Origin of the sequence: Methylobacterium sp. R2-1 (genome assembly GCF_014191355.1) — a bacterium.
GTDB lineage: Bacteria > Pseudomonadota > Alphaproteobacteria > Rhizobiales > Beijerinckiaceae > Methylobacterium.
In genome coordinates this window covers 234,185-257,997 of the sequence record NZ_JACHWM010000003.1, presented here as the reverse complement: position 1 = coordinate 257,997, position 23,813 = coordinate 234,185, and the positions used below count along the sequence as shown (strand labels likewise).

Annotated in this window: 22 protein-coding genes; 3 read left to right on the top strand and 19 right to left on the bottom strand. The window is 67.5% G+C overall.

Annotated elements, in window-relative coordinates:
• Positions 1–81 precede the first annotated feature (81 nt).
• The 8 genes from FHU13_RS06075 to FHU13_RS06040 form a co-directional block, all read right to left on the bottom strand.
• Positions 82–2,214, bottom strand: coding sequence for a sodium-translocating pyrophosphatase (locus FHU13_RS06075; RefSeq protein WP_183434975.1), 2,133 nt, complete (start codon positions 2,212–2,214; stop codon positions 82–84).
• Between the two features lie 321 nt (positions 2,215–2,535).
• Positions 2,536–3,078 (bottom strand): hypothetical protein, encoded by a 543-nt coding sequence (locus FHU13_RS06070; RefSeq protein WP_183434974.1) that lies wholly within the window; start codon positions 3,076–3,078, stop codon positions 2,536–2,538.
• Entirely contained in the window at positions 3,065–4,663 is a 1,599-nt protein-coding gene (locus FHU13_RS06065) for a glycosyltransferase family 2 protein (protein ID WP_183434973.1), read from the bottom strand. Before FHU13_RS06065 ends, FHU13_RS06070 begins: the two co-directional genes overlap by 14 nt.
• 2 nt (positions 4,664–4,665) lie before the next feature.
• Positions 4,666–5,118 (bottom strand): hypothetical protein, encoded by a 453-nt coding sequence (locus FHU13_RS06060; RefSeq protein ID WP_183434972.1) that lies wholly within the window; start codon positions 5,116–5,118, stop codon positions 4,666–4,668.
• Between the two features lie 890 nt (positions 5,119–6,008).
• Entirely contained in the window at positions 6,009–6,356 is a 348-nt protein-coding gene (locus tag FHU13_RS06055) for a hypothetical protein (protein ID WP_183434971.1), read from the bottom strand.
• A gap of 185 nt (positions 6,357–6,541) precedes the next feature.
• The gene (locus FHU13_RS06050) at positions 6,542–6,757 is read right to left on the bottom strand and encodes a hypothetical protein (protein WP_183434970.1); all 216 of its coding nucleotides are present in this window, start codon (positions 6,755–6,757) and stop codon (positions 6,542–6,544) included.
• Positions 6,758–6,947: 190 nt separating this feature from the next.
• Positions 6,948–8,168 carry an LL-diaminopimelate aminotransferase gene (locus FHU13_RS06045; RefSeq protein WP_183434969.1) on the bottom strand — a complete coding sequence of 407 codons (1,221 nt, stop codon included), beginning with the start codon at positions 8,166–8,168 and terminating at the stop codon, positions 6,948–6,950.
• A gap of 139 nt (positions 8,169–8,307) precedes the next feature.
• Positions 8,308–8,673, bottom strand: a complete 366-nt coding sequence (locus FHU13_RS06040) for a hypothetical protein (RefSeq protein WP_183434968.1) — start codon at positions 8,671–8,673, stop codon at positions 8,308–8,310.
• A gap of 126 nt (positions 8,674–8,799) precedes the next feature.
• On the opposite strand from FHU13_RS06040, the gene FHU13_RS06035 reads away from it, so the two are divergent.
• Both FHU13_RS06035 and ybaL read left to right on the top strand, forming a co-directional pair.
• The gene (locus tag FHU13_RS06035; RefSeq protein WP_183434967.1) at positions 8,800–10,617 is read left to right on the top strand and encodes a PHA/PHB synthase family protein; all 1,818 of its coding nucleotides are present in this window, start codon (positions 8,800–8,802) and stop codon (positions 10,615–10,617) included.
• A gap of 106 nt (positions 10,618–10,723) precedes the next feature.
• Positions 10,724–12,541 (top strand): YbaL family putative K(+) efflux transporter, encoded by a 1,818-nt coding sequence (gene ybaL, locus FHU13_RS06030; protein ID WP_183434966.1) that lies wholly within the window; start codon positions 10,724–10,726, stop codon positions 12,539–12,541.
• 75 nt (positions 12,542–12,616) lie between these two features.
• Here ybaL and FHU13_RS06025 read toward each other — a convergent pair whose 3' ends face one another.
• From FHU13_RS06025 to FHU13_RS28185, 6 genes are all read right to left on the bottom strand, one after another.
• Positions 12,617–13,744 (bottom strand): helix-turn-helix transcriptional regulator, encoded by a 1,128-nt coding sequence (locus FHU13_RS06025; protein ID WP_183434965.1) that lies wholly within the window; start codon positions 13,742–13,744, stop codon positions 12,617–12,619.
• Positions 13,745–14,106: 362 nt separating this feature from the next.
• Positions 14,107–16,197 (bottom strand): glycine--tRNA ligase subunit beta, encoded by a 2,091-nt coding sequence (glyS, locus tag FHU13_RS06020; protein ID WP_183434964.1) that lies wholly within the window; start codon positions 16,195–16,197, stop codon positions 14,107–14,109.
• A gap of 177 nt (positions 16,198–16,374) precedes the next feature.
• On the bottom strand, positions 16,375–18,261 hold the full coding sequence (locus FHU13_RS06015) for a PhoX family protein (RefSeq protein WP_183434963.1): 1,887 nt from the start codon (positions 18,259–18,261) through the stop codon (positions 16,375–16,377).
• 92 nt (positions 18,262–18,353) lie between these two features.
• Positions 18,354–18,809 (bottom strand): DUF3828 domain-containing protein, encoded by a 456-nt coding sequence (locus FHU13_RS06010; RefSeq protein ID WP_183434962.1) that lies wholly within the window; start codon positions 18,807–18,809, stop codon positions 18,354–18,356.
• Positions 18,810–18,812: 3 nt separating this feature from the next.
• Entirely contained in the window at positions 18,813–19,763 is a 951-nt protein-coding gene (locus FHU13_RS06005) for a glycine--tRNA ligase subunit alpha (RefSeq protein WP_183434961.1), read from the bottom strand.
• 94 nt (positions 19,764–19,857) lie between these two features.
• The gene (locus tag FHU13_RS28185) at positions 19,858–19,980 is read right to left on the bottom strand and encodes a hypothetical protein (RefSeq protein WP_281411589.1); all 123 of its coding nucleotides are present in this window, start codon (positions 19,978–19,980) and stop codon (positions 19,858–19,860) included.
• A gap of 286 nt (positions 19,981–20,266) precedes the next feature.
• On the opposite strand from FHU13_RS28185, the gene FHU13_RS06000 reads away from it, so the two are divergent.
• On the top strand, positions 20,267–20,509 hold the full coding sequence (locus FHU13_RS06000; protein WP_183434960.1) for a hypothetical protein: 243 nt from the start codon (positions 20,267–20,269) through the stop codon (positions 20,507–20,509).
• On the opposite strand, the gene FHU13_RS05995 is transcribed toward FHU13_RS06000, so the two are convergent.
• From FHU13_RS05995 to FHU13_RS05975, 5 genes are all read right to left on the bottom strand, one after another.
• Complete coding sequence (locus FHU13_RS05995) at positions 20,479–21,084, bottom strand: TetR/AcrR family transcriptional regulator (protein ID WP_183434959.1); 606 nt, start codon at positions 21,082–21,084, stop codon at positions 20,479–20,481. The two genes, FHU13_RS06000 and FHU13_RS05995, sit on opposite strands and share 31 nt — an antisense overlap.
• A gap of 3 nt (positions 21,085–21,087) precedes the next feature.
• Positions 21,088–21,552 carry a DUF1348 family protein gene (locus FHU13_RS05990; protein WP_183434958.1) on the bottom strand — a complete coding sequence of 155 codons (465 nt, stop codon included), beginning with the start codon at positions 21,550–21,552 and terminating at the stop codon, positions 21,088–21,090.
• 215 nt (positions 21,553–21,767) lie between these two features.
• A complete protein-coding gene (locus tag FHU13_RS05985; protein ID WP_183434957.1) occupies positions 21,768–22,628 on the bottom strand; it encodes a S49 family peptidase in 861 nt (286 codons plus the stop codon).
• Positions 22,629–22,754: 126 nt separating this feature from the next.
• Positions 22,755–23,504 carry a methyltransferase gene (locus tag FHU13_RS05980; protein ID WP_183434956.1) on the bottom strand — a complete coding sequence of 250 codons (750 nt, stop codon included), beginning with the start codon at positions 23,502–23,504 and terminating at the stop codon, positions 22,755–22,757.
• Complete coding sequence (locus tag FHU13_RS05975; protein ID WP_183434955.1) at positions 23,505–23,732, bottom strand: DUF2007 domain-containing protein; 228 nt, start codon at positions 23,730–23,732, stop codon at positions 23,505–23,507.
• Between the last annotated feature and the right edge of the window lie 81 nt (positions 23,733–23,813).

Sequence of the window (23,813 nt, the reverse complement as noted above, 5' to 3'; positions counted from 1 at the left end):
TTAGGGACCCGAGTCACAGGACGTGAAAGAGCCCGCTGCGGAGGATCGCAGCGGGCTCTTTCTTTGCGGTTGCCTCTCGGTTCAGGCGTGCGCGAGCACGGCGAGCAGGAGCAGAGCGATGATGTTGGTGATCTTGATTGCCGGGTTCACGGCGGGGCCCGCCGTGTCCTTGTAGGGGTCGCCGACGGTGTCGCCGGTCACGGCCGCCTTGTGCGCGTCCGAGCCCTTGCCGCCGTGGTGGCCGTCCTCGATGTACTTCTTGGCGTTGTCCCAGGCGCCGCCACCCGAGGTCATCGAGATCGCGACGTAGAGGCCCGTCAGGATCACGCCGAGCAGCGAGGCGCCGACGGTGGCGAAGGCCTGCGACTTGCCCGCGATCGACTGGATCACGAAGAAGATCACGATCGGCGACAGCACCGGCAGGAGCGAGGGGACGATCATCTCCTTGATCGCCGCCCGGGTCAGCATGTCCACCGCGCGGCCGTAATCCGGCCGGTCGGTACCCTGCATGATGCCGGGCTTGGCCCGGAACTGGCGCCGCACCTCCTCGACCACCGCGCCAGCCGCGCGGCCCACTGCCGTCATGGCGATGCCCGCGAACAGGAACGGGATCAGGCCGCCGAGCAGGAGGCCGACGACGACGTAGGGGTTGGAGAGCGAGAAATCGACGCTCACCCCTTGGAAGAAGCGGTACTGCGTGGGGCTGGCATTGGCGATGAAGTAGTTCAGGTCCGAGGTGTAGGCAGCGAACAGCACCAGGGCGCCGAGGCCGGCCGAGCCGATGGCGTAACCCTTGGTGACGGCCTTGGTGGTGTTACCGACCGCATCGAGCGCGTCGGTCGCCTTGCGCACATCCGGGGGCAGACCCGCCATCTCGGCGATGCCGCCCGCGTTGTCGGTGACGGGGCCGAAGGCGTCCAGCGCCACGATGAAGCCCGCAAGCGCCAGCATCGCCGTGACCGCGATAGCGATGCCGAACAGGCCGGCGAGCGCGTAGGTCGCGATGATGCCCGCCACGATGACGAGGGCCGGCAGCGCGGTCGATTCGAGCGAGATCGCGAGCCCCTGGATCACGTTGGTGCCGTGGCCGGTGACGGAGGCCGTGGCGATCGACTTCACCGGGCGGAAGTTCGTGCCGGTGTAGTACTCGGTGATGACGACGATCAGCGCGGTGATGACGAGGCCGAGCACCGCGCATCCGAACAGGGCGCCCGAGGAGAAGGTCAGGCCGGTATTCGTGGTGAAGGTGGTCGAGAAGCCGCCGAACATGGCGAGGTTCACGCCGGCGATGGCCACGATCGAGAGCACGCCGGCCGCGATCAGGCCCTTGTAGAGCGCGCCCATGATCGACTGGTTGGCGCCGAGCTTCACCGCGTAGGTGCCGATGATCGAGGTGACGATGCAGGCCGCTCCGATGGCCAGCGGATAGATCATCATCGCTTCGAGCACGGGCGCGTTGCCCGCGAAGAAGATCGCGGCGAGCACCATGGTGGCGACAACCGTCACCGCGTAGGTCTCGAACAGGTCCGCGGCCATGCCGGCGCAATCGCCGACATTGTCGCCGACGTTGTCGGCGATGGTGGCGGGATTGCGCGGATCATCCTCGGGAATGCCGGCCTCGACCTTGCCGACGAGGTCGCCGCCGACATCGGCACCCTTGGTGAAGATGCCGCCGCCGAGGCGGGCGAAGATCGAGATCAGGGAGGCGCCGAAGCCCAATGCCACGAGAGCGTCGATGACCTCTCGGCTTCCCGGCGCTAGGCCGGCACCGCGGGTGAGGAACAGATAGTAGAGAGCGACGCCGAGCAGCGCGAGGCCCGCCACCAGCATGCCGGTGACCGCGCCGGACTTGAAGGCGACCTCCAGGCCCCCACCGAGCGACTGCGTGGCGGCCTGCGCGGTGCGGACGTTGGCACGGACCGAGACGTTCATTCCGATGAAGCCGGCCGCGCCCGAGAGCACCGCGCCGATCAGGAAGCCGATGGCGACCTTGATGCCGAGGAAGTAGGCCAGAAGGACGAAGAGGACGAGGCCGACGATGCCGATGGTCGCATATTGGCGCCTCAAATAGGCCTGCGCCCCCTCGGCGATGGCGCCTGCAATCTCCTGCATACGCTGCGTGCCCGCATCCCTTCGCATCACGTCACGGATCGTCACAACACCGTAGGCAACGGCGCAGAGCCCGCCCACGATGATCAGCAAAAGTGCGGTCATGCGTGCGTCCTTGGATTTTGATTGTGGTTTACCGAGCTTGGCCGGGATGGCCATGGACGTTGCTCGGTTTGAGGCGCCCTCCCTGGAGAAGCGGAACTTGATTGCCAAACTTCGGCGTTCAGCGCAAATGCCTCGTGCCGTTGAGAACCTTTCGAAACGGCCAAGATGCAAGATAATGACAGGATTTAGATTGCTGCAGTGCAATCGCTGCGCTGCAAGATGAGGCTCTGACGGCCCATTCATCCGCACCGGACGTTTGCGGCTTGGATTGTCCCGCTAATCGTGAAGGCTTGGGAGATGCCGGACACATCCCCGAGACCGTCAGACCGCAGCCGATCTCTCGCCATCGTCTGCTTCGACGGCGACTGAGGCAGTTCGTTCCGTCAACCGGCGGCGCAAGCGCTGATTCTCTTCCTCGAGATGCTGGCGAGCATCCTCATGGTCGCGCAACGTCGACAAGAGCTGGTCGTTCAGAATCATCGTCCGCTGCTGGTCGGCGATGGCAATCGACCTTTCACCGACAGCGATCGACAGCCGGACCTCGACAGCCTCCCGTTCAGCGACGAGTTGCTCACGATCCTGAAGAAATTGACGAATGGCTCGCGCGGCCGTGCGGTTGCTGCTCCCAAGGATCGCGATCCGCTGGTCGGCCACCGCAAGTCGGCGCTGCGTCTCGATCAACAGCGTTCGGGTCGTATTGTACTCAGCCTCAGTCACGGCGAGTTGACGCTGGGCGTCGGTCAACAGCGCTTGGCTGGCGTCGTACTCGGCAGCGGGCACCATCGGGACGCTTGCGGCCTCATCCTCCGGCGGGGATCCGGTGAGGGCGATACGGAGCCGCTGAAGCAAATCATGCAGCGGCATCGGTGCCTCCTGCCGGCACTTGCGCCGTCACCGATGCACCGTCGTCCGCTCCCTCTCCAGACCTTCTCGATGGTAAGGAACCGGCGAGCCGCATCTCCAGGCGATGGAGCGGCGCAGTGTGATGGCGATACTCCGCCGATGCGCGCAGCCATGTCAGCAGCGGCTCCGCCTCCCGCTGCGCCCACGGCGCTTCGATGTCGGACAACGGCTCCTCCAGACCAAGCACTTCGTGCCGGGCAGCAACCTCAATCCAGCTCGAAGCAAGAGGGGCATCGTCGTTCATGAACAGGAGACCGGAGAGGAACAGGACCCGCTGGATCATCACGGTCGAGATCTCGATGTAGCAATCCCCGAGGATCTCCGGGTGGACGCGCCCACCGAAGCTGCCAGTCGCGACCGCCTCACCCCCGCTGCGATAGGAGCTGTGCGAGAAGACGCAACCTTGGGCCGACATGCGTGCAACCTGTGCCGCGATCTTCTCGGGGACGAAAAGATCCGGACTGATCAGGAAGGCGACGTAATCTCCGCGGGAAGCCAGCAGTCCGAGACGAAGGCGTGCTGGGAGCCGCCGCTCCGGCGTCGGTCGCAGCCTCCTCGTGCAAGCCCCATCCGGGCCAAGGGCTTCGAGGATTGCGTGGTCTCCGACGAGGATCACCTCATCCGGCCGTCGTGTCTGAGCCTCGACGCTGGCAATCGCCCGGCGGGCGGCCACCGCATCGGATCCGACATCGATGACCACCGAGACCGATGTCTCTGCCGCGCTCGTCCGCGCCATCTGGTCCGCCCGGTCGGCGACACGTCGATTTGGGCTGCGATAGCGCAGGAACTCGCCGGTCCGCCGTAGGAAGCGTTCCCGGCTTCCGTCCACCAGTGCGGCCTCCAGCACGCTCGTTTCGTCGAGCACATCGTCCCAAAAGGCACTGTTCTCAGCCAGAGCGACGCTGCGGTGAGAGCCCTGATCCGGATGGAGGCGTGAGCGCAGCAGGCAGCGCGGAACGTGGACGAAATTCGCCTCGCGCGCGAGCCTCCACCACATCCGGTAATCCTGGGTGTGCGGATAGCGCGCGTCGAAGCCGCCGACGCGCAGAAGAAGCTCGCGGGTAGTGAGAATCGTACAGCCGTTGATCAGTCCCTCGTAGAAGGCGAGGCGCGGGTTATGCGCCAGCACGGTTTGATCGAGCCGCTGCTCACCCATGATGCGGCCCGCCGCATCGATCCACGACAAATCAGAGAAGAGACAGACATCGTCCCGGTTGACCGCTTCCAGAATCTGCACCTGAATTTCGGTCTTGCCAGGCTCGAACAGGTCGTCGTGCGACAGCCACGAGAACAGGCGGCCGGATGCGTTCGCAAGGGCAGTGTTGAGCGCGACCGCCACCCCGCTCTGGGATTGGTGCAGATAGCGGATCCGATCACCGAACGCGCTCGCGATGGCGAAGGTCTCGCCGTCGTCGTCCGAGCCGTCATCGACGACGATGATTTCCGTCTCCGCGTGCCGCTGCCGGAGGGCGCTCTCGATCGCCTCGCCGAGATAGTTCGCGCCGTTATGGACCGGAATCGCGATGGTGACGCTGCGATCGCCCAAACTTATCCCTCTGTCGTCGAAGCTTGCATCGGGACTTGGATCGAGTCCTGCGCCGAGCGCGTTCGGTCGAAGGTGCTGGTGAGTTCGCCCCCGAGTTCGACCGCCTCCATAAGCAAGGCCGGGACGTCGATTACGGCACTCTCGTTGAAGCCGAAGTCGGTAAAGCTCTCAAAGGTCGGGATGTGGTATTTCCACACCGGCGTCCGACCCGTGACAAGGAAGATCGCGTGGGAGCCGGTCGGACGGACGAGGCAGGTGCCATCGTTCAATTCCGGGCCCATCATGATCGCCGGAATATCCTCGCTGAAGACGAGATCGTCCGCACCCGCGAAGAGAGCTTGATAGACGGCCGGGCTCGCGACCCTATGCCGACGGCCTCCGAACACCAGCCAGACATCGGGGCTATCCGGCGATGCCAGACGCAGACCATCCAGATCATGACGCAGCGTGTACAAAACGCACCTCGCAAGCCTCGCGCAACGCCGCTCGAATTGACGCCCGCTGCAGATGGACCAGGGCCGCGGAGCGAAGTCGGACTCGGTTTCGAGACATGGCTCGATCGGAGCGGATGGGGGTGCTCACGCTCGATCGAACGACTGGTGCGCAACTCATGGCCGAATGGGACGGAATTGAAAATCGTTTCATCGCTGCTCGAAAGGCATCACCCCATCAAAGGTGCTCACGTTCGCGTGATAGCTGAGTCAAGCTGGTGCATCAAGTTTCAGGCGCAGCAACAGAGCGCCACTGGAAGAGTTGCGTTCGAACACTCAAGCTCGAAGCGAATAAAATCTTTAAATCCAAGCGTCGGCCATCATATTGATGATTGCGCCCGTTCTACAATCCTGCCAAGCAGGACGCATGAAGAGCTTCATCATCGAGCCGCAAATACAGGACTTTTCTTTCGTGAAAACGCTCGCTGTCGGCGACCTGTGGTCGTCGTCTCGCGTAGGGAATGAGTGAGAGGAGCGTGCTGAGGCGGCCGAGGAAGGCGTAGGCTGCAAGCAACCCTCGGACACCCATTGCCGCGTTCAGAGCCCTGCAGAAGCCGATCAAGACTGCGCGGCTGTTGATGTGTATTCCAATTCGACACCGTCACGCCCTCGCGAACCGTACCGGCATCGCTTTCGGCGGAACACGCCTTCAATGATACCTCCGATTCTGCTTCGGAGGCACTGGGATCAGGCGTGCGATCGAACGGGGCTGGGGTCGGCACGTCCTGCCGAGACGGCGCGATACGTGATCGGGAGGGTGCCACGAATCGGAAACCGACTGTGATCCAGGATCAGGCGCATCGCCGTATCGCCCAGCCGATCACACCGGCCAGGCTCGTCGTCCGATGCGCGTTTCAGCGCAGCGGTGGGGATTTGTAGGCAGGAGCCAGGACGTAGCCGTCCGAGGCGCGGCGCGGTCCCTGAGGCGTCGCGATGAGCATGTTGCCGAAATAATCGTTGCCGGTCGGGCCGAAACTGCCGCCGTTCATGACGGTCGGCACCGGCACGGCACCGATGGAGCGAAGATCCTGCCCGTCGGTGCCGATCGGCGGTCCCCGGAACCGGCCGCTCTCAGGATCGACTTGATGCACCACGGGTCCGCGCGCCTCGCCGTAGGGTCGATCCTGCAGGCTCTGGGCGGTGGCCCCCTGGGCGGAGAGCCCGAGAAGCGAGGCGGCAAGGAGGAGGCGGGCACGGGCCACAGGCTTGCTCCGTCATTAGAGGCTCACATACCGAGGGCAATCCTGCCTCGAAACGAGAGCGCATCGACACTGGAAATGAGCCGATACCGCTCACAGCGCAATCGGACCGGCTCGGGCTGGCGTCTCGAAGGCGCGATCAAACCCCGGGACGTGACAAGGAAGAGTTGACGGGCGCGCCGTCAGCCTCAGCCCTTCGAACGCAGGACCGCGCGCGGCTCGCGCACCGTGGGCGTGCAATCCGACTTGTAGGCGTTCAGCGGCAGCGGTGTCGAACTACAGGAATAGGCCTCTTCCGGCGAAGGAGCAGGCACGGGATCGCGCGCCACGATCGGGTGGGGGGCGCAGGCTCCGGCGGCGGCGCCGGCGAGCGCCAGGGCGGCGAAGAGCTTCAAGCGGCGCATGCGGGTCCTCGAAACACGTCGGCCCGCCGGGACGGCCCGGCGGCGAAACGGGAGAAGACCCTGCGTACGCGGACGCCCACTGACAAGCTTTCCACCCCCGATGCGCGGGCGAACAGGGCCGATTGCCCGGCCCTGTCGCCCCACCGCAACAACCGTCAGCGGGGATGGCTCGCCGATCGCTCGCGCTGGCTCAGACCGCCTTCTGCATCGGCACGACGTTGTGGAGCGTGCGGTCGGCGTTGTCGAAGAAGCGGCGAACGTTGCGCGCCGCCTGCCGGATGCGCTGCTCGTTCTCGACGAGCGCGATCCGGACGTAATCGTCGCCGTGCTCGCCGAAGCCGATCCCCGGCGCCACCGCGACGTCGGACTTCTCCAACAGCAGCTTGGAGAATTCGAGGCTGCCGAGTTCCCGGAACTTCTCCGGGATCGGCACCCACGCAAACATCGAGGCCTCGGGCGTCGGCAGCTTCCAACCGGCCTTGCCGAAGGATTCGATCAGGGCGTCGCGACGCTTCTTGTAGGTCGCGCGCATCTCCTTGATGCAGTCGTCCGGCCCGTTAAGCGCGGCGGTGGCCGCCACCTGGATCGGCGTGAAGGCACCGTAATCGAGGTAGGACTTCACCCGCGTGAGTGCCGCGAGCAGGCGCTCGTTACCGACCGCAAAGCCCATGCGCCAGCCGGCCATCGAGAAGGTCTTCGACAGCGAGGTGAACTCCACCGTGCAATCGATGGCGCCGGGCACCTGAAGCACGGAAGGCGGCGGATTGTTCTCGTCGAAGTAGACCTCGGCATAGGCGAGATCCGAGAGCAGGATCAGCTCGTGCTTCTTCGCGAAGGCGACGAGGTCCCGGTAGAAGTCGAGGCTTGCGACGTAGGCCGTCGGGTTCGAGGGATAGCAAACGACGAGCGCCACGGGCTTGGGAATCGAGTGGACCACGGCCTTCTCGAGCGCCGGGAACATGGCCGGGGTCGGCTCGGCCGGCACGGAGCGGATGACCCCGCCCGCCATCAGGAAGCCGAAGGCGTGGATCGGGTAGCTCGGGTTGGGCACCAGCACCACGTCGCCCGGCGCCGTGATCGCCTGGGCCATGTTGGCGAATCCCTCCTTCGAGCCGAGCGTCGCCACCACCTGCGTCTCGGGATTGAGGCTCACTCCGAAGCGGCGCTGATAGTAGCCGGCCTGAGCCCGGCGCAGACCGGCAATGCCCTTGGAGGCGGAATAACGGTCGGTGCGCGGTTTGCCGGCGGTCTCAACGAGCTTCTCGATGACGTGGCGCGGGGCGTCGAGGTCAGGGTTGCCCATGCCGAGATCGATGATGTCGGCGCCACGGGCTCGGGCAGCGGCCTTGATCCGGTTCACCTGCTCGAAGACGTAAGGCGGAAGGCGCTTGATGCGGTGGAAATCGGTCATGGCGTCGTTCTGTCCGGTGTCGCGAACCCTCCTCCCGCAAGGAATCGTCGGCGGTGAGGAGTCGGTCTGTTTACCATCGACGCGCTCGCGCGCCGATACGAAATCTCGATACCCGGCTCAAAAGGTGAAGCGCCCCCCCTCACTCCACCGGGTTGGGCGTGAGCCCCTTGGCGGCATCCTTGGCCGCTCCCTCCGCCGCACGCCCCTTGGCCTCGTTGCGGTTGCGCGCGCCTTCGAGTTCCGCCTGCAGTGTGCTCTGCCCGGCCGAATTCCGGGCGCGAATGGGGCGCCGCGGCGCCGATTCGCCGACCGGCAAGTAGGTCGCATCGCCTTTGCGGGACTGCGCCACGAAGTCGGGCGTCTCCACCGGCTTGATGCCGGAGCCCGCACCGACCATCGCCGCCTTCAACGGATTCACGTCGCCCGAGCAGCCGCCGACCGAGGCTGCCGCAGCGAAGACCGGCAGGGCCAGGGCGGTGACGCGGACGGCACGGCGCACGATCATGACAACGATCTGGAAATTGAGTCTGGGGCGGGCGACATCTGCTGGGTGGAGCGTTAATTTGTCGGAAACGAGGCTCGGGCCGTCCGGAGGGGCGGAATGCGGGCGGATCCTGGGAGGACGTGTCGCGTGTCCACGGAGCGGACGGTCCCGGCAACGCCGGATTTCGAGAGGATCGCGCACAGCGCGAACCAACTTGCGGAGGCGTTCCGCCAATCGGCGACCGCCTCCCTCCAACCGTTCGAGCAGGCGGGACAGGGAACGGCGCTTCAGGGCGCCAAGCTTCAGGGCGGCGACGAGATCGATGAGATGACCCGCACGCTCACGCGGGTCGCCGAGACCTGGCTCAAGGATCCCGAGAAGGCGCTCCAGGCCCAGACCAAGCTCGGACAATCCTTCGCCGCCCTCTGGGCCTCGACCCTGACCCGGATGCAGGGTGCGCCTGCAGCGCCGGTCGCCCAGCCCGAGGCCAAGGACAAGCGCTTCGCCCATGCCGACTGGAGCGCCAACCCGGTCTTCGACCTGATCAAGCAGAGCTACCTGATCCTCGGCCGCTGGGCGGAGGAAATGGTCGAGACGGCGGACGGCATCGACGAGCACACCCGCCACAAGGCCGAGTTCTACCTGCGCCAGCTCCTCTCGGCCTACTCGCCGTCGAACTTCGTGATGACGAACCCCGAACTCCTGCGCCAGACGCTGGAGGAGGGCGGCGCCAACCTGATGCGCGGCATGAAGATGCTGCAGGAGGATCTGGAGGCCGGCGGCGGCCAGTTGCGGGTACGCCAGACCGACCTCAACGCCTTCACCTTCGGCAAGGACGTGGCGGTGACGCCCGGCGAGGTCATCTTCCGCAACGACCTGATGGAGCTGATTCAGTATGCGCCGGTAACCGAGACGGTGCTGAAGCGCCCGCTGCTGATCGTTCCGCCCTGGATCAACAAGTACTACATCCTCGACCTCAACCCGAATAAGAGCCTCATCGGTTGGATGGTCTCCCAGGGGATCACGGTCTTCGTGATCTCCTGGGTCAATCCGGACGAGCGCCATCGCGACAAAGACTTCGAGTCCTACATGCGCGAAGGTATCGAGACCGCCATCGACATGATCGGTGTCGCAACCGGTGAGAGCGACGTCGCGGCAGCGGGCTACTGCGTCGGCGGTACCCTGCTCGCCGTGACGCTGGCCTACCAGGCGGCCACCGGCAACCGGCGCATCAAGAGCGCGACCTTCCTCACCACGCAGGTCGATTTCACCCATGCGGGCGACCTCAAGGTCTTCGCCGACGAGGGGCAGATCAAGGTGATCGAGGAGCGGATGGCCGAGCGCGGCTATCTGGAGGGCGCGCGCATGGCCAACGCCTTCAACATGCTCAGGCCCAACGACCTGATCTGGTCCTACGTCGTCAACAACTACGTGCGCGGCAAGGCGCCGGCCGCTTTCGACCTGCTCTACTGGAACGCGGACGCCACTCGAATGCCCGCGGCCAATCACTCCTTCTACCTGCGCAACTGCTACCTCAACAACACGCTCTCCAAGGGGCAGATGGTGCTGGGCAACGTGCGACTCGACCTGAAGAAGGTGAAGGTGCCCGTCTTCAACCTCGCCACCCGCGAGGACCACATCGCCCCGGCGCTCTCCGTCTTCGAGGGGTCGGGCAAGTTCGGCGGCAAGGTCGATTACGTGCTGGCGGGCTCGGGTCACATCGCCGGTGTGGTCGCCCCGCCCGGCCCTAAGGCCAAGTACGGCTTCCGCACGGGCGGCCCCGCCAGGGGCAAGTTCGAGGACTGGATCGAGAAGTCGACCGAGCATCCCGGCTCGTGGTGGCCCTACTGGTTCCAGTGGCTGGAGGAGCAGGCGCCCGAGCGCGTGCCCGCCCGCATACCCGGATCGGGGGCGCTTCCCTCCCTTTGCCCAGCGCCCGGCACTTATGTGCGCATGAAAGGGTGAGGAATCGACAGGAACCGTGCACCCATCGCATCGCTGTTGCGGACACGGGACCGTGATTTGCCTTATCTGATCCTGGGGCCGTCCGCCCCAGGAGGATAGGATCGCGTTGCAGCACGCCACCGAACTCATCTCGATCATCGCGCTCGGTCTGGTCTGCGCGTTCATCGGAGGCATGCTGGCTCAGCGGATTCGGCTGCCACCCCTCGTTGGCTACCTCGTCGCGGGCATTGCCATCGGCCCATTCACGCCCGGCTTCGTCGGTAATCCGGCGCTGGCGAGTCAGCTCGCCGAACTCGGCGTCATCCTGCTGATGTTCGGCGTCGGCCTGCACTTCTCCATCGCCGACCTGCTGGCCGTCCGCACCATCGCTCTGCCCGGGGCAATCGTGCAGATCGCGGTGGCGACCGCCATGGGGGCGGGGCTCGCTTGGGGCTTCGGCTGGGGCGCGGGGGCGGGTCTGGTCTTCGGATTGGCGCTCTCGGTGGCGAGCACAGTCGTACTGCTGCGAGCGCTCGAAGGGCGCGGTTTGCTCGACTCCGACAAAGGCCGCATCGCCGTCGGCTGGCTGATCGTCGAGGATCTCGCCATGGTGGTGGCCCTGGTGCTGCTGCCGGCGCTGGCCCCCTCACTCGGCGGCGAGGCGATGCAGGCCGCCGGCCATCACGGCGCGCCGGAGCACGGTCTGTGGGTGACGCTCGGGCTGACGCTGGCCAAGGTCGGCGTGTTCGTTGCCGTGATGCTCGTCGGCGGTCGGCGCCTCATTCCCTACCTGCTGGGACTGGCCGCCCGCACCGGCTCGCGAGAGCTGTTTACCCTGGCGGTGCTGGCGAGCGCGGTCGGCATCGCCTACGCCTCCTCCGAACTGTTCGGCGTGTCCTTCGCCCTCGGTGCCTTCTTCGCAGGCATGGTGCTCGCCGAATCCGACCTCAGCCATCAAGCCGCAGCCGATTCCCTGCCGTTGCAGGACGCCTTCGCCGTGCTGTTCTTCGTGTCGGTCGGCATGTTGTTCGATCCGGGAATCGTCCTGCGCGAGCCGCTCTCGATTCTCGGCGTCGTCGGCGTCATCGTCCTGGGAAAGTCGCTCGCAGCCATCGCCATCGTGCTCGCCTTCGGTCATCCCGTCGGCACGGCACTCACCATCGCCGCGAGCCTCGCGCAGATCGGCGAGTTCTCGTTCATCCTGGCCGGTCTCGGCATCTCGCTGAAGCTGCTGCCGGAGGAGGGGCGTGACCTGATCCTCGGCGGCGCGCTGCTGTCGATCACCCTCAACCCGCTGTTCTTTGCACTCGCCGACCGGGTGTCGCGCTGGCTCGGCGAGCGGCCGGAGCTGCGCCGCCGCCTGGAGCGCCGCGCCGCCGCGCCGCTGCCGGTCAGTGCGGCCGCGCCCGGCATGAGCGGCCACGCGGTGATCATCGGCTACGGCCGTGTCGGCAGCGCTATCGGCAAGGCGCTGCAGGACTGGAACCTGCCCTTCGTGGTGGTGGAGCGTGACCGGCGCCGGGTTGAGGAGTTAAGGGCGCAGGGCGTGCCGGCGGTGTTCGGCGACGCGACCGCGCCGGGTATCCTGGACGCCGCCGATATCGGCTCCGCCCGCCTCGTCGTGGTCGCGACCCCCGACCCGCACCAGGCGCGGCGGCTGCTCGCCAAAGCCCGCACCACCAATCCGGGCATCGACAGCGTGGTGCGCACGCACAGCGACAGCGAGCGCCGCCGGCTGGAAGAAGACGGTGTCGGCCTCGTCCTCATGGCCGAGCGAGAGCTGGCGCTCGGGATGATGACCTACGCGCTGCGCAGCCTCGGCGTGCGCGAGGGCGAGGCGCGGCTGTTCGTGGACTCGAGCCGCTCGGAGGGTCAGGTTGCGCCCGTTTCCGAGCCCGAGAAACCGGTCCCGGAACTGCGCCAGCGCCGGGACGAGCCGGAATAGGGCAGGGCAGCGCATTCGGCACTCGGCTTCGAATCGCCTTTTCCCGAGAGCCGGCGGCCGCTCCTCGGGCGACGCCTAGAGACTGTCGAGGCGGGTGATGAAGACCGCGAGTTCGCTCTGGCGACGGATCGCGAGCTTGCCGTAAACGGCCTTAAGCTGGCTGCGCACCGTGCTCTCGCTGACAGTGAGCTGCTCGGCCACCTCCCGCGGCGCCGCGCCCCGGCCAACCAAGGCAGCGACCCGCGCCTCGGCCCGGGTGAGGCCAAGCTGTTCCAGCAACGGCTCGATCGGACGCGTCGCCGGCGCGAGCAGATCGCGCAGGAGCAGGATCGCCCCGCCTCCGAGGCCTGTACCAGCCGCCGGAAGCGGGTCGTCGCCGCGCAAGGGGAGCGCTTCGACATAGAGCGGGCGCCCGCCGCCCCGGCGACGTAGGAGGAGCCTGTCCTGCCGCTGCCAGGCCTGCTCGGGTAGACCATCGTTCAGGAAGCGGTCGAAGCGGGCGCTCTCGACCGGCTCCGCGGCCGCAGGCACGGCTCCGGTGCGCAGGGTGAGGTAGCCGCTCGCCAGACGCTCCGCCGCGGGGCTGACGAGCCGGATCCGGCCGCGGGCATCGAGCACGATAACCCCGGCCCGCATCCGCTCCAGGGCGGAGGTGAGCCCCTCCGCCTCCCGGCGCATGTCGCCGACAAGGGCTGTCAGCCGGAAAGCGCGGATGACGTGCGGACCGACGAGCCCCAGCCGCTCGATCTCGGCCCCCTCGAACGGCCCCTTTCGCGTGTCGCGCGGAGCGCTGAACGACAGGGTGTGACGGTCCATCGGGTCAGCGCCAACATAAGCGCAAAGATTGCCGAGGTGGTGCCGATCGATGAAGTGCTGGAAGAACGGATCGGCGCGCTTCTCTTCCGCCGTGATGTACATCTCGTCGACCGTCACGGTGCCCGGCCTCATAATGCCGCGCTCCCGGCCGAGACGGATACGGGTGTCGTGCTGCCACCAGCCGCCGACGCCGTAATCGAGGTTCACGTCGGCGATCCGTTCGGAGGCCAGCGTCAGGGCCGTGCGCGCGGGATCGTGCGAGACGATCACTGCACCGCGGGCTCCGACCGCATCGGCGATCCCGTCTAGCGCGCCGGACCATGTCTCGGGATCGAGCGCGGCCGCGTAGCACGCATTGATCAGGGTGAGAGGATCGAAATCCGACATCGTCAACACTCGATACGCCGACCTGATCGTGCTAGGTCGGCGCCTCTAGACCTTCGTTTTGACGCGCTTTCTTTCGCCGAAGCGGTATCCACTTCGTCGGAAAGCACTCAGGGCGGAACGTGTTCAGATCTGAAGCATGTTTTGATGCGGCCGACGATTACCGATCAGCCACAATTCAGCATCTTGAGGGTGCCACCCCAGCCTGTCTCACTACTAGCGGCTGAAATGTTACGGTGACACGCGCACGCCGCTGCCGGCGGGGCCGGCAAGCATCGTGCGTGACGGGCTACGGTCACGATGCCCGGATTGCCCCCTCGGCCCCAGGAGGACAGACCGAGCGGCAACCGACCGATCCGCCCCCGTCAGCCCTCGATGCGCGAGAAGTCGGCCACCTCGCGGGTGGCCGCGCGCAGGGCATTGAGGAGCAGGAGCCGGTTCTTGCGCAGAGCGGGATCGTCGGCGTTGACGGTGACCTTCTCGAAGAAGGCGTCCACCGGCGCCCGCAGGCGCGAAAGTGCCCGCATCGCTCCAGCAAAGTCCTCGGCCGTTACGGCGGCGGAAGCCTCATGTCGCGCCGCTGCCAGCGCCTCGGCGAGCACCCGCTCCTCCGGATCGCCGGACGCCGCGAGTGCGGCGTCGGGCGTCTCGTCGTAGGCGCGACCGTCCTTCTTCTCCTCGATGCGCAGGATGTTGGCCGCGCGCTTGTAGCCGGCGAGCAGGTTCCGGCCGTCATCCGTGCTCAGGAACGCGCCCAATGCCTCGACACGGCGGACGACGAGCAGGAGGTCGTCCTGCCCGGGCAGAGCGAAGACCGCGTCGATCAGGTCGTGGCGGGCGCCCTGGTCGCGGAGATAGACTTTGAGGCGATCGGCGAAGAAGGCGAGGAGATCCGCGGTGCGCTCATCGCCTCCGCCCGCGAATCGACCCTTCAGCAGGGAGGCCAGCGGCAGCCGCAGCGACCGTTCGATCACGGCGCGGATCACGCCCAAGGCCGCCCGCCGCAACGCGAACGGATCCTTGCTGCCGGTCGGCTTCTCGTCGATCGACCAGAAGCCAGCGAGCGTATCGAGCTTGTCGGCGAGTGCCACGGCGATGGAGACCGGATCGGTCGGCACGCGGTCGCTCGGCCCCACCGGCTTGTAATGCTCCTCGATCGCCGCGGCGACGCTCTCGGGCTCGCCCTGAAGCGCCGCGTATTTGCGGCCCATCAGGCCCTGCAATTCCGGAAACTCGCCGACCATCTCGGTGACGAGGTCGGCCTTGGCGAGCCGGGCTGCGCGCTCAGCCAGCGCCGGGTTGGCCCCCACCAGCGGCGCGATTTCTTTTGCGAGCGCGGCGATGCGGGCGACCCGCTCACCCTGCGTGCCGAGCTTCTCGTGGAAGACGATCGTGTCGAGTTTGGGAAGCCGATCCTCCAACTTCGTGGCCTTGTCGGTCTCCCAGAAGAATTTTGCGTCCGAGAGCCGGGCGCGCACCACGCGCTCGTTGCCGGCGGTGATCGCGGCGCCGCCGTCGGAGGCGACGAGGTTCGAGACCAGCAGGAAGGCCGGTGCCAGTTCCTCGGAGCCGGATTGGCGCAGCACGAAGCACTTCTGGTTGGCGCGGATGGTGGCCCGGATCGCTTCGGCCGGGATCTCCAAAAAACGCTCCTCGAACGACCCCATCAGCACCACGGGCCGCTCCACCAGACCGGCCACTTCCTCCAGCAGGCCCTCGTCCTCCACGAGGTCGAGGCCGCGGGCGAAGGCGAGATCCCTGGCGTCGTGCAGGATGATGTCCTTGCGCCGGTCGGCATCAAGGATCACGTCGGCGCGCTCCAGCGCCTGCACGTAGTCGTCGAAGCGGCGCACCTCGAAGGGTTCGGGCGCGAGGAAACGATGGCCGCTCGTGACTGTGCCCGCCGTGATGCCATCGACCGAGAACGGCACGACTTCCGGCGTCTCGGTCTCGGGCCCGAAGGTGGCGACGATCGATTGGAGCGGGCGCACCCAGCGCAAGGAGCCGGGCTGGGCTGAGGCCGCGCCCCAGCGCATCGATTTCGGCCAGGGGAAGCTCTTGATGATACCCGGCAGGATCTCGGCGAGCACGTCCAGCGTCTCGCGGCCGGGCCGCTCGATCACCGCGAGGTAGAACTCGCCCTTCTTCGGATCGGTGACGGTGGTGGCCTGATCGAGGCTCGACAGTCCCGCGCTCTTCAGGAAGCCCTGCACCGCCGCCTCGGGCGCGCCGACGCGGGGTCCGCGCCGCTCCTCGCGCACGGCCTCGCCGCGGGCGGGCAGCCCGGCGATGTGCAGTGCCAGCCGCCGCGGCGTCGCGAAGGCCTTGGCGCCCTCGTAGAGGAAACCGCGCTCGACCAGCGCGTCGGTGACGAGCTTCTTCAGATCCTCGGCCGCACGCCGCTGCATGCGCGCGGGGATCTCTTCGGAGCGGAGTTCGAGCAGAAGGTCAGGCATGCGCGCGGGAATAGCCGCCCGCTCGGGCCGCGTCGAGACGGGAGATGACCCCCATCTGTCACCGCTGCTCCTTCGTCAGCGCGAGCGTCAGCGAAGCGATCCAGGGACGCGACTGTTTCGGATCGGGCGGTGGCCTGGATCGCGTCGGCTTCGCCTCGCGATGACGGCGACCGACCTTCACCCGATCCGTCCGCCCCCCGTCCGCTGCACCGCCACCACGGACGGCCGCGGCGGCCTATCCGGCGAAAAATCCGGCCAGCGGGTCGAGGGCTTTTCATAGGAGCCCAGCGCGCCCTCCTCGTCAGGCTCGCCGGGATGCTGGACGGCGACGAAGAAGGTCTCGTCGTCTGGCGTGAAGCAGGGGCCGCACATCTCGGCGCCGACCGGCACCCGCAGGAAGTGGCGCGCCGTGCCCCGGCGTGGCCCCTCCGTCTCCACCGCCCAGATACCGTCGGCCCGGCCGGTCGCGCGGCGGTTGTTGCCGTCGGTGGCGATCCAGAGGCGGCCGCGCCCGTCGAAGGTGCAGTTGTCGGGCATGCCGAACCAGCCGTTCTCGGTGGTGAGCGCGGAGAAGCTCGCCCTCACCTCCGGCTTCGACGGGTGGCCGCAGCGCACCAGCACCTCCCAGCGGAAGGTCTCGGCGCCGTGGTCGGTGCCGTCGGGAGCGATCTCGATGACGTGACCGAAGGCGTTGGGGCCGCGCGGGTTGGCGGGCTCCTCCTGATCGGCGGCGCGCTTCACGTTATTGGTCAGCATCACGTAGACGCGGCCGGTGCGCGGGTTCGCCTCGATGTCCTCGGGCCGGTCCATCGGCGTGGCGCCGAGCCGTTTGGCGGCGCGGCGGGTCTCGATCAGCACATCGGCCTGGCTCGCGAAACCGTTCGCGGCGTCGAGCCCGTTCGCCCCGTGCACCAGCGGCAGCCACCGGCCGGTGCCGTCGGGCTCGAACCGGGCGACGCTGAGCGTACCGGAATCGAGGAGGTCTGCATTGGCGCCGCGCTCCGCCTGCACGCGGCCGGCGCTGACGAAGCGGTAGACGTGCTGGAAGCGCTCGTCGTCGCCGAGATAGACGACATAGCGCCCGTCGAGTGAGCGCGCGCCGGCGGCGCCCTCGTGCTTGAACCGGCCGAGTGCCGTGCGCTTCTTCGGGGTCGAGCCCGGATCGAACGGATCGATCTCAACCACCCAGCCGAACCGGTTCGGCTCGTTCGGTGTCTGCGCGAGGTCGAAGCGCGGGTGGAAGCGGCTCCAGGCGTATTGCAGGCTGCCCAGGCCCATCGCCTTGGCATTGCCGGCTTCCGGATGCCCGGTGGGAAGGGCGCCGCCGAAATAGTAGTTGATGTTCTCCTCGCCCGAGAGCCACGTGCCCCAGGGCGTGACGCCGCCCGAGCAGTTGTTGATCATGCCGAGCACGCGCCGGCCGCCGGGATCGGCCTCGGTGACGAGGCGGGGATGGCCGGCCGCCGGGCCGGTGAGATCGATTGGCGTCTGCGCGGTGATGCGTCTTGTGTAGGGCGAGCCGACGACGGGGCGCCACCCTGCCGCCTCGCGGACGATCTCGACCACCGAACCGCCATGGGCGGCCATCTCGACCGCAACCTGTGCCGGAGTCAGGGCAGCGATCACGCCCTTGCGGTCGGCAGCGTCGAGGCCGGGAAACATCAGTTCGGCATTGGTGTATTCGTGGTTGACCACGAGCAGGCCGCGCTGGCCCGACGGGTCCAGCGGGATGAAGCCGACGAAGTCGTTGTTGTAGCCGAACTGGCGCTCCTGGCCCTCGGCACTCTGCTTTCGCGGGTCGAAGGCGGGGGCATCGGCAAACAGCGGATCGCCCCAGCGCAACAGCAGTTTCACCTCGTAGCCCTCGGCCACGTGCAGGTGCTCATCGACGCCGGCGGCGAGTTCAGGGAAGTCGAAGGGGGAGGCGTCGGCGTGGGCGGCGGCGGCCTGCGGAGTGACCCCGGCGGCAAGTGCGGCGGCCAGCGACCCGCGCATCAGGTCGCGCCGGGAGAAGCGATGCGCGATCACCGCATCGAGGGTTGGGGCGTCGGGCATGTCGGACATCGTTGCGCGTCTCATCAGCCTGCGAGAGTCGGCGCGCTACGCCCGCCAGATGTCGCTTCGATGACGAAACAGCTCTGGGCGAAGGGCCTGCTCTATTGAAGCGGCGCCGACAGGAGGGCGACGAGATCCCAACGCTCGCCCTTCAGCGAGCGGACATTGGCGATCTTCCAGGCGCCGGCCTCGCGCACGAGGCTGTAGCGCAGTTCCTGCGGCCCTCCGTTGCGGAAGCTCGCCCGCACCTCAGCCCGGTCGCCGTCGTCCGAGAGCGTCGCGAGCGCCAGCGACTTCGCGAAGCCCGGCTCGGTGTCCTGGCCGTTGACGTGGAAGGCGAAGCCGAGCCGCCCGACCTCGCCCCCTGCCTCGCGCTGGTCGCGTTCGTAAAGTGCGCGCAGGCCCTTCGCGTAGAAGCGGACCGCGTTGATGTCATCGGCCGCGTAGAAGGCCCGTACCGTCTCCACGGGGTCGGTCGCGGATTGCGCGAAAGCCGGACTGGCGCGAAGCCCGAAGGCGAGGGCCAGGATTCGAGCCAGGGCGGCGCGGCGGCGCATCGCTCAGGCCGCGGCGGCTTGGTCGCTGGAATGGCCGCCGGCCTCGGTCTTGAGCCACGCGGCGCCGCAGGCCTTGGCCAGCTCGCGCACCCGCAGGATGTAGCTCTGGCGCTCGGTGACCGAGATCACGCCACGGGCGTCGAGCAGGTTGAAGACGTGGCTCGCCTTGATGCACTGGTCGTAGGCCGGCTGCACGATGCGGTGGCGCGCGCCCTCGCTCTCTGGGGCACCAGCTTCGAGGTAGAGGCGGCAGGCCTTCTCCGCGTCAGCGAAGTGGCGGAACAGCATCGCCGTGTCGGCGGCCTCGAAGTTGTGCCGCGAATATTCCTGCTCGGCCTGGAGGAAGACGTCGCCGTAGGTGACCTTCTCGTCACCCTCGCCGCCGTTGAAATTGAGGTCGTAGACGTTCTCGACGCCCTGCACGTACATCGCGAGGCGTTCGAGCCCGTAGGTCAGCTCGCCGGCCACCGGCGCGCATTCGAAACCCGCGACCTGCTGGAAGTAGGTGAACTGGCTCACCTCCATCCCGTCGCACCAGCATTCCCAACCGAGGCCCCAGGCGCCGAGCGTCGGGCTCTCCCAATCGTCCTCGACGAAACGGATGTCGTGGAGCTTGAGATCGACGCCGATCGCCTCCAGCGAGGCGAGGTAGAGCTCTTGCAGGTTCGGCGGGTTCGGCTTCAGGATCACCTGGAACTGGTAGTAGTGCTGCAGCCGGTTCGGGTTCTCGCCGTAGCGTCCGTCCTTCGGACGCCGCGAGGGCTGCACGTAGGCCGCTTTCCAGGGCTTCGGGCCGAGCGCTCGCAGCGTGGTGGCCGGATGAAAGGTGCCGGCGCCGACCTCCATGTCGTAGGGCTGGAGGATGACGCAGCCCTTGGCCGCCCAGAAGCGCTGCAGGGTGAGGATCAGGCCCTGGAACGAGCGTGTGGGCGAGAGATCGGCGTCGCTCGGCATGGAAGGTCCGACAGGAGGGAAGCTGCCGGACCGTTTAAGAGCGGGGGGCGGGGTGTCAAGCAAACTCGCTGCCGGCTCAGCCTCCTTAAACCGGCTAGGCCCGTGGTGCGGAGCGGGTGAAGTTCCGCTTGGCCGTCCGGTCCTTCGGCACGGCCTGGATCGCCGGCTTGGCCGCCAGCAACTGCTTCACGCGGTCGTTGAAGTCTGTCGCTGTCACGGGGCGTGCGCCCCCCTTATCCGAAGAATAAGCCATATCGGTCTCCGCAAGAACGCCCAAAGCACGGGATTGCGCGGAGGGTCTCTCTCATATGGGGCGCCGGCCGACATTTGCGAGGCCGAGGGCCGAACGGGGCCGGTGGCAATGCCCCGGTGCGTCCCGGCACATCATTTTACAGGCCGCGGCCGCACCGCGGGAACGGCAAAGGTTTCTGCCAAGTTAAGACGGCGAATGGACAGCCACGCTCCAGCTCTCGCGGTGAGCGGTTAACACTTTCGGACAGATCATGCGCACGGGTTTGACTGTTTTCGCCGCCCTCGTCGCGGCCTCGCTCGCCACCACGTCGCTCATGATGGGCGCCTCGAACGCTTTCGCCACGCAGGATGGCAGCGGCATCGTCGAGAAGACCGTTGCGGTGACGCCCGTCGAGATCGCGCCGGTCGCCACCATGCCGGCGACCGAGACCTGCGCCCGCAAGGTCCGGGTGGTCTATTCCGGCTACGCCGCCCCGGCCGGCTGCGCCCGCTGAGCCGGAACGTTGGCAGGGCGGGCGAGGCACCTCGCCCGCAATCCCGCCAGGATCCGCTCGAACACCTCCGGCCGATCGAGGGCACGGGCCAGCACGACCGCTCCCTGGATGCCGCCGACGGTCTCCTCGGCGAGCATGCCGGCCGACGCCGAGGGATGTCCCGCCCGGCCCAGCGCCTCGGCAAGGGCTTCGACCCAACGGACGAAGTAATCCTGGAGACGGCCCGCGAAACGGTCGCGGGCGTCGCTTAGGCTCAGGGCCCCGACAAGGCAGACCCGGCGGCCGGAGCGGAAGTAGTCGGCGACCGTCGCAAACATCGCCGCCACGGCCGCCGCCGGGTCTTCCGCCTCCCGCAGGGGGCGGAAGACGTTGGCCTCGAACCAGCCGTCGATCTCAGCGAGCACGGCACCTGCCATCTCCTCCTTCCCGCCGGGAAAGAAGTGGTAGAGGCTGCCCTTGCCGAGCCCCGTCGCCTTCGAGATCAGCGACAGGCTCGCACCCTCGTAGCCGTGCTCGCGAAACACCTCCGCGAGCAGCGGCAGCACGTCGGACCGTTCGGCGACGGTACGGGCCACGCCCTACAGCCCCAGATCGCTCAAGGACGGGTGATCGTCGGGGCGGCGGCCGAGCGGCCAGTGATACTTGCGGTCGGCTTCCGCGATCGGCAGGTCGTTGATGGAGGCGATCCGGCGGCGCATCAGGCCCGCTTCGTCGAACTCCCAGTTCTCGTTGCCGTGGGAACGGAACCACTGGCCGCTGTCGTCGCGCCACTCGTAGGCGAAGCGCACGGCGATCCGGTTACCCTGATGCGCCCAGACTTCCTTGATGAGCCGGTACTCCAGTTCACGCGCCCACTTGCGCCGCAGGAAGGCGGCGATCTCCTCGCGGCCCTTCACGAACTCGGCGCGGTTCCGCCAAACGCTGTCGGGCGTGTAGGCGAGGGCGACGCGCTCCGGGTCGCGGCTGTTCCAGGCATCTTCCGCCATGCGCGCCTTCTGCGCAGCGGTCTCGTCGGTGAAGGGCGGGAGCGGAGGACGTGACATGATGAACCTTTTTGTACCGGTCAGTACGAACAATACCGATCGGTACAGGAACCTAGGTCGAGCGACAATCCCAACCTTGAGCGCCGCCGAAGGAGATTGGCCTGAGGTTCCAAGTGACTGCCCAAGGGACTGCCTGCCGCAAACTGACCGACGTTCACACGCGAAAACGCGACGGATCGGAAGCCGCGGGCGCAAAGGCTGGGGTCGAGCTTCGCCTACAATCCCAACCTTGCCCAGGCGGCGCGCTCCTCCACCGCCGCGATCAGCGCGTCGGGGAGTCCGGCCGCGGTCTGGCCGGGGCCGGCACGGCGCAGCAGGCGGGCCAGCCAGGAACCACGAGTCTCGGCCACGAGCCGTAGATCCACCTCTTCGCCGTAGTGGGCGCGCAGCGTGCCCCGCAGGTCGCCGAGCGTATCGACGAGGCCGAGGTCGAGCGCCTGCCGCCCGGTCCAGACCGCGCCGGTGAAGAGATCACGGCTGGCATCGAGCCTTGGCCGGCGCTCGCGGACGAGTCCGGTGAACAGGGCCTGCACGTCGGCCTGGATCTCCTTCAGCCGAGCGATATCCTGCGGGTTCTCCGGGCGGAAGGGATCGAGCATCGCCTTGGCCTCGCCCTGCGTGTGGACGCGGCGCTCGACGCCGATGCGCTCGATCAGCCGGTCGAAACCGAAGCCGGCCGAGACCACCCCGATGGAGCCGACGAGCGAGGCGGGATCGGCGACGATCTCGTCGGCGGCGCAGGCGATCATATAGCCGCCCGAGGCCGCGGCATCCTCGACGAAGGCGAAGACCTTGAGCTCCTTCTCCGCCGCCAGCGCCCGGATGCGCCGGTAGATCAGGTGCGACTGCACCGGCGAGCCGCCGGGGGAGTTGATGACGAGCGCCACCGCCGAGAGGCCCGGCATGGTGAAGGCGCGTTCCAGGCTCGGCGCCACCGTACCGATGGAGAGGCCCGGCCGGATCGGCGAGACGGCGCCGATCGCCCCGCTCAGGCGCACCACGGCGACCCGCGCAGGATTCTTGCGGAAGCGGCGGGGCAGAAGGAAGCGCATCCAAGTCGGGACGGTCAGGGGCATGGCGGCCAATTTTGAGAACGCGCGGGAGCACGGCTTCCTGAGGGCAGGTCCACTCTCCGTTAGCAGGACGCTGCCGGCCGATCTATTGGGGCGGGCGGCGCCCGCGGCGACCGGGATCCGGTTTCATCACGGTGGCCAGGGATCGCCCCGATGCAGCGCTTCGGCTTCCGGGGTGAAGTGCCCGGACTCGTCCTGAAGCACCAGGGGCGGCAGAAGGCGAAACGGTGCGCGGCTGCCCTTCACGGCCGCGATCAGCACGCGGATTGCCGGACGCTCGGCCCGTCCATGAACGGGTCGAACGGCACAGTCGCCGAAGCGCCCGCGCAGGGCGTCGAGGCAGGCGGGCAGGGCGTCGGCCCGGTGGATCAGCCCGAGCCGTCCGCCGGGGCGCAGAAGGTCGGCACAGGTTCTCAGCCAGGGCTTGAGCCCGCCGACCGCGAAGGTGTGCGCCGCCGCCTTCTGCGGGATGGGGGAGGGGCGGTGCGCGCCCTCCTCGAAGAAAGGCGGGTTGGTCAGCACGATGTCGGCGCTGTCCGGCTGCAGGCCCGCTTCCCGGCGCTGCGTCCCCGGCGCCAGGATATCCGCCTCGATCACCACGACACGGGCGTCGAGCCCGTTCGCCGATGCATTCTCTCGAGCGAGGGCGACGAGGTCGGGGTCGCGCTCGACCAGCACCACGCGGCCCGCCTCGGAGAGCCGCGCCGCCGCGAGCCCCACTGCGCCGGTCGCCGCGCCGAGATCGTAGAGCGTGGAGCCCGGCGCAGGGGTGAGAAGACGAGCGAGCAGCACCGCGTCGGTGCCGGCGCGATGGGCGCCGCGGGGCGGCTGGCGCAACCTCAGGCAGCCGCCGAGGAACGCATCCGGCTCAGCGCTCACTCAGTTCTCATCGCGCAGTTCGGCTGACAGACCGGCATCGGCCAGGATGCGGCGCGCCTGTCGCGCGTGGTCGTCGGGCACCAGCAGGCGCCGGCCGAACACACCGATCGATCCTTCGAGCACGCTCATGTGCTCGTCGGCGACGAAAAGCGGGACGTCGGCCTCCTCCAGGAGCGAGCGTGCGAATCCGATCAAGACGATGTCGTTGCTGCGGATCAGTTCCGTCACGGCATCAAGCCCCTTTTGCCGACTCCCGGCGAGCCGGCCCGCGGTCTACGGCTCGTAACATTGTCCACGTCGTTGCGCAGC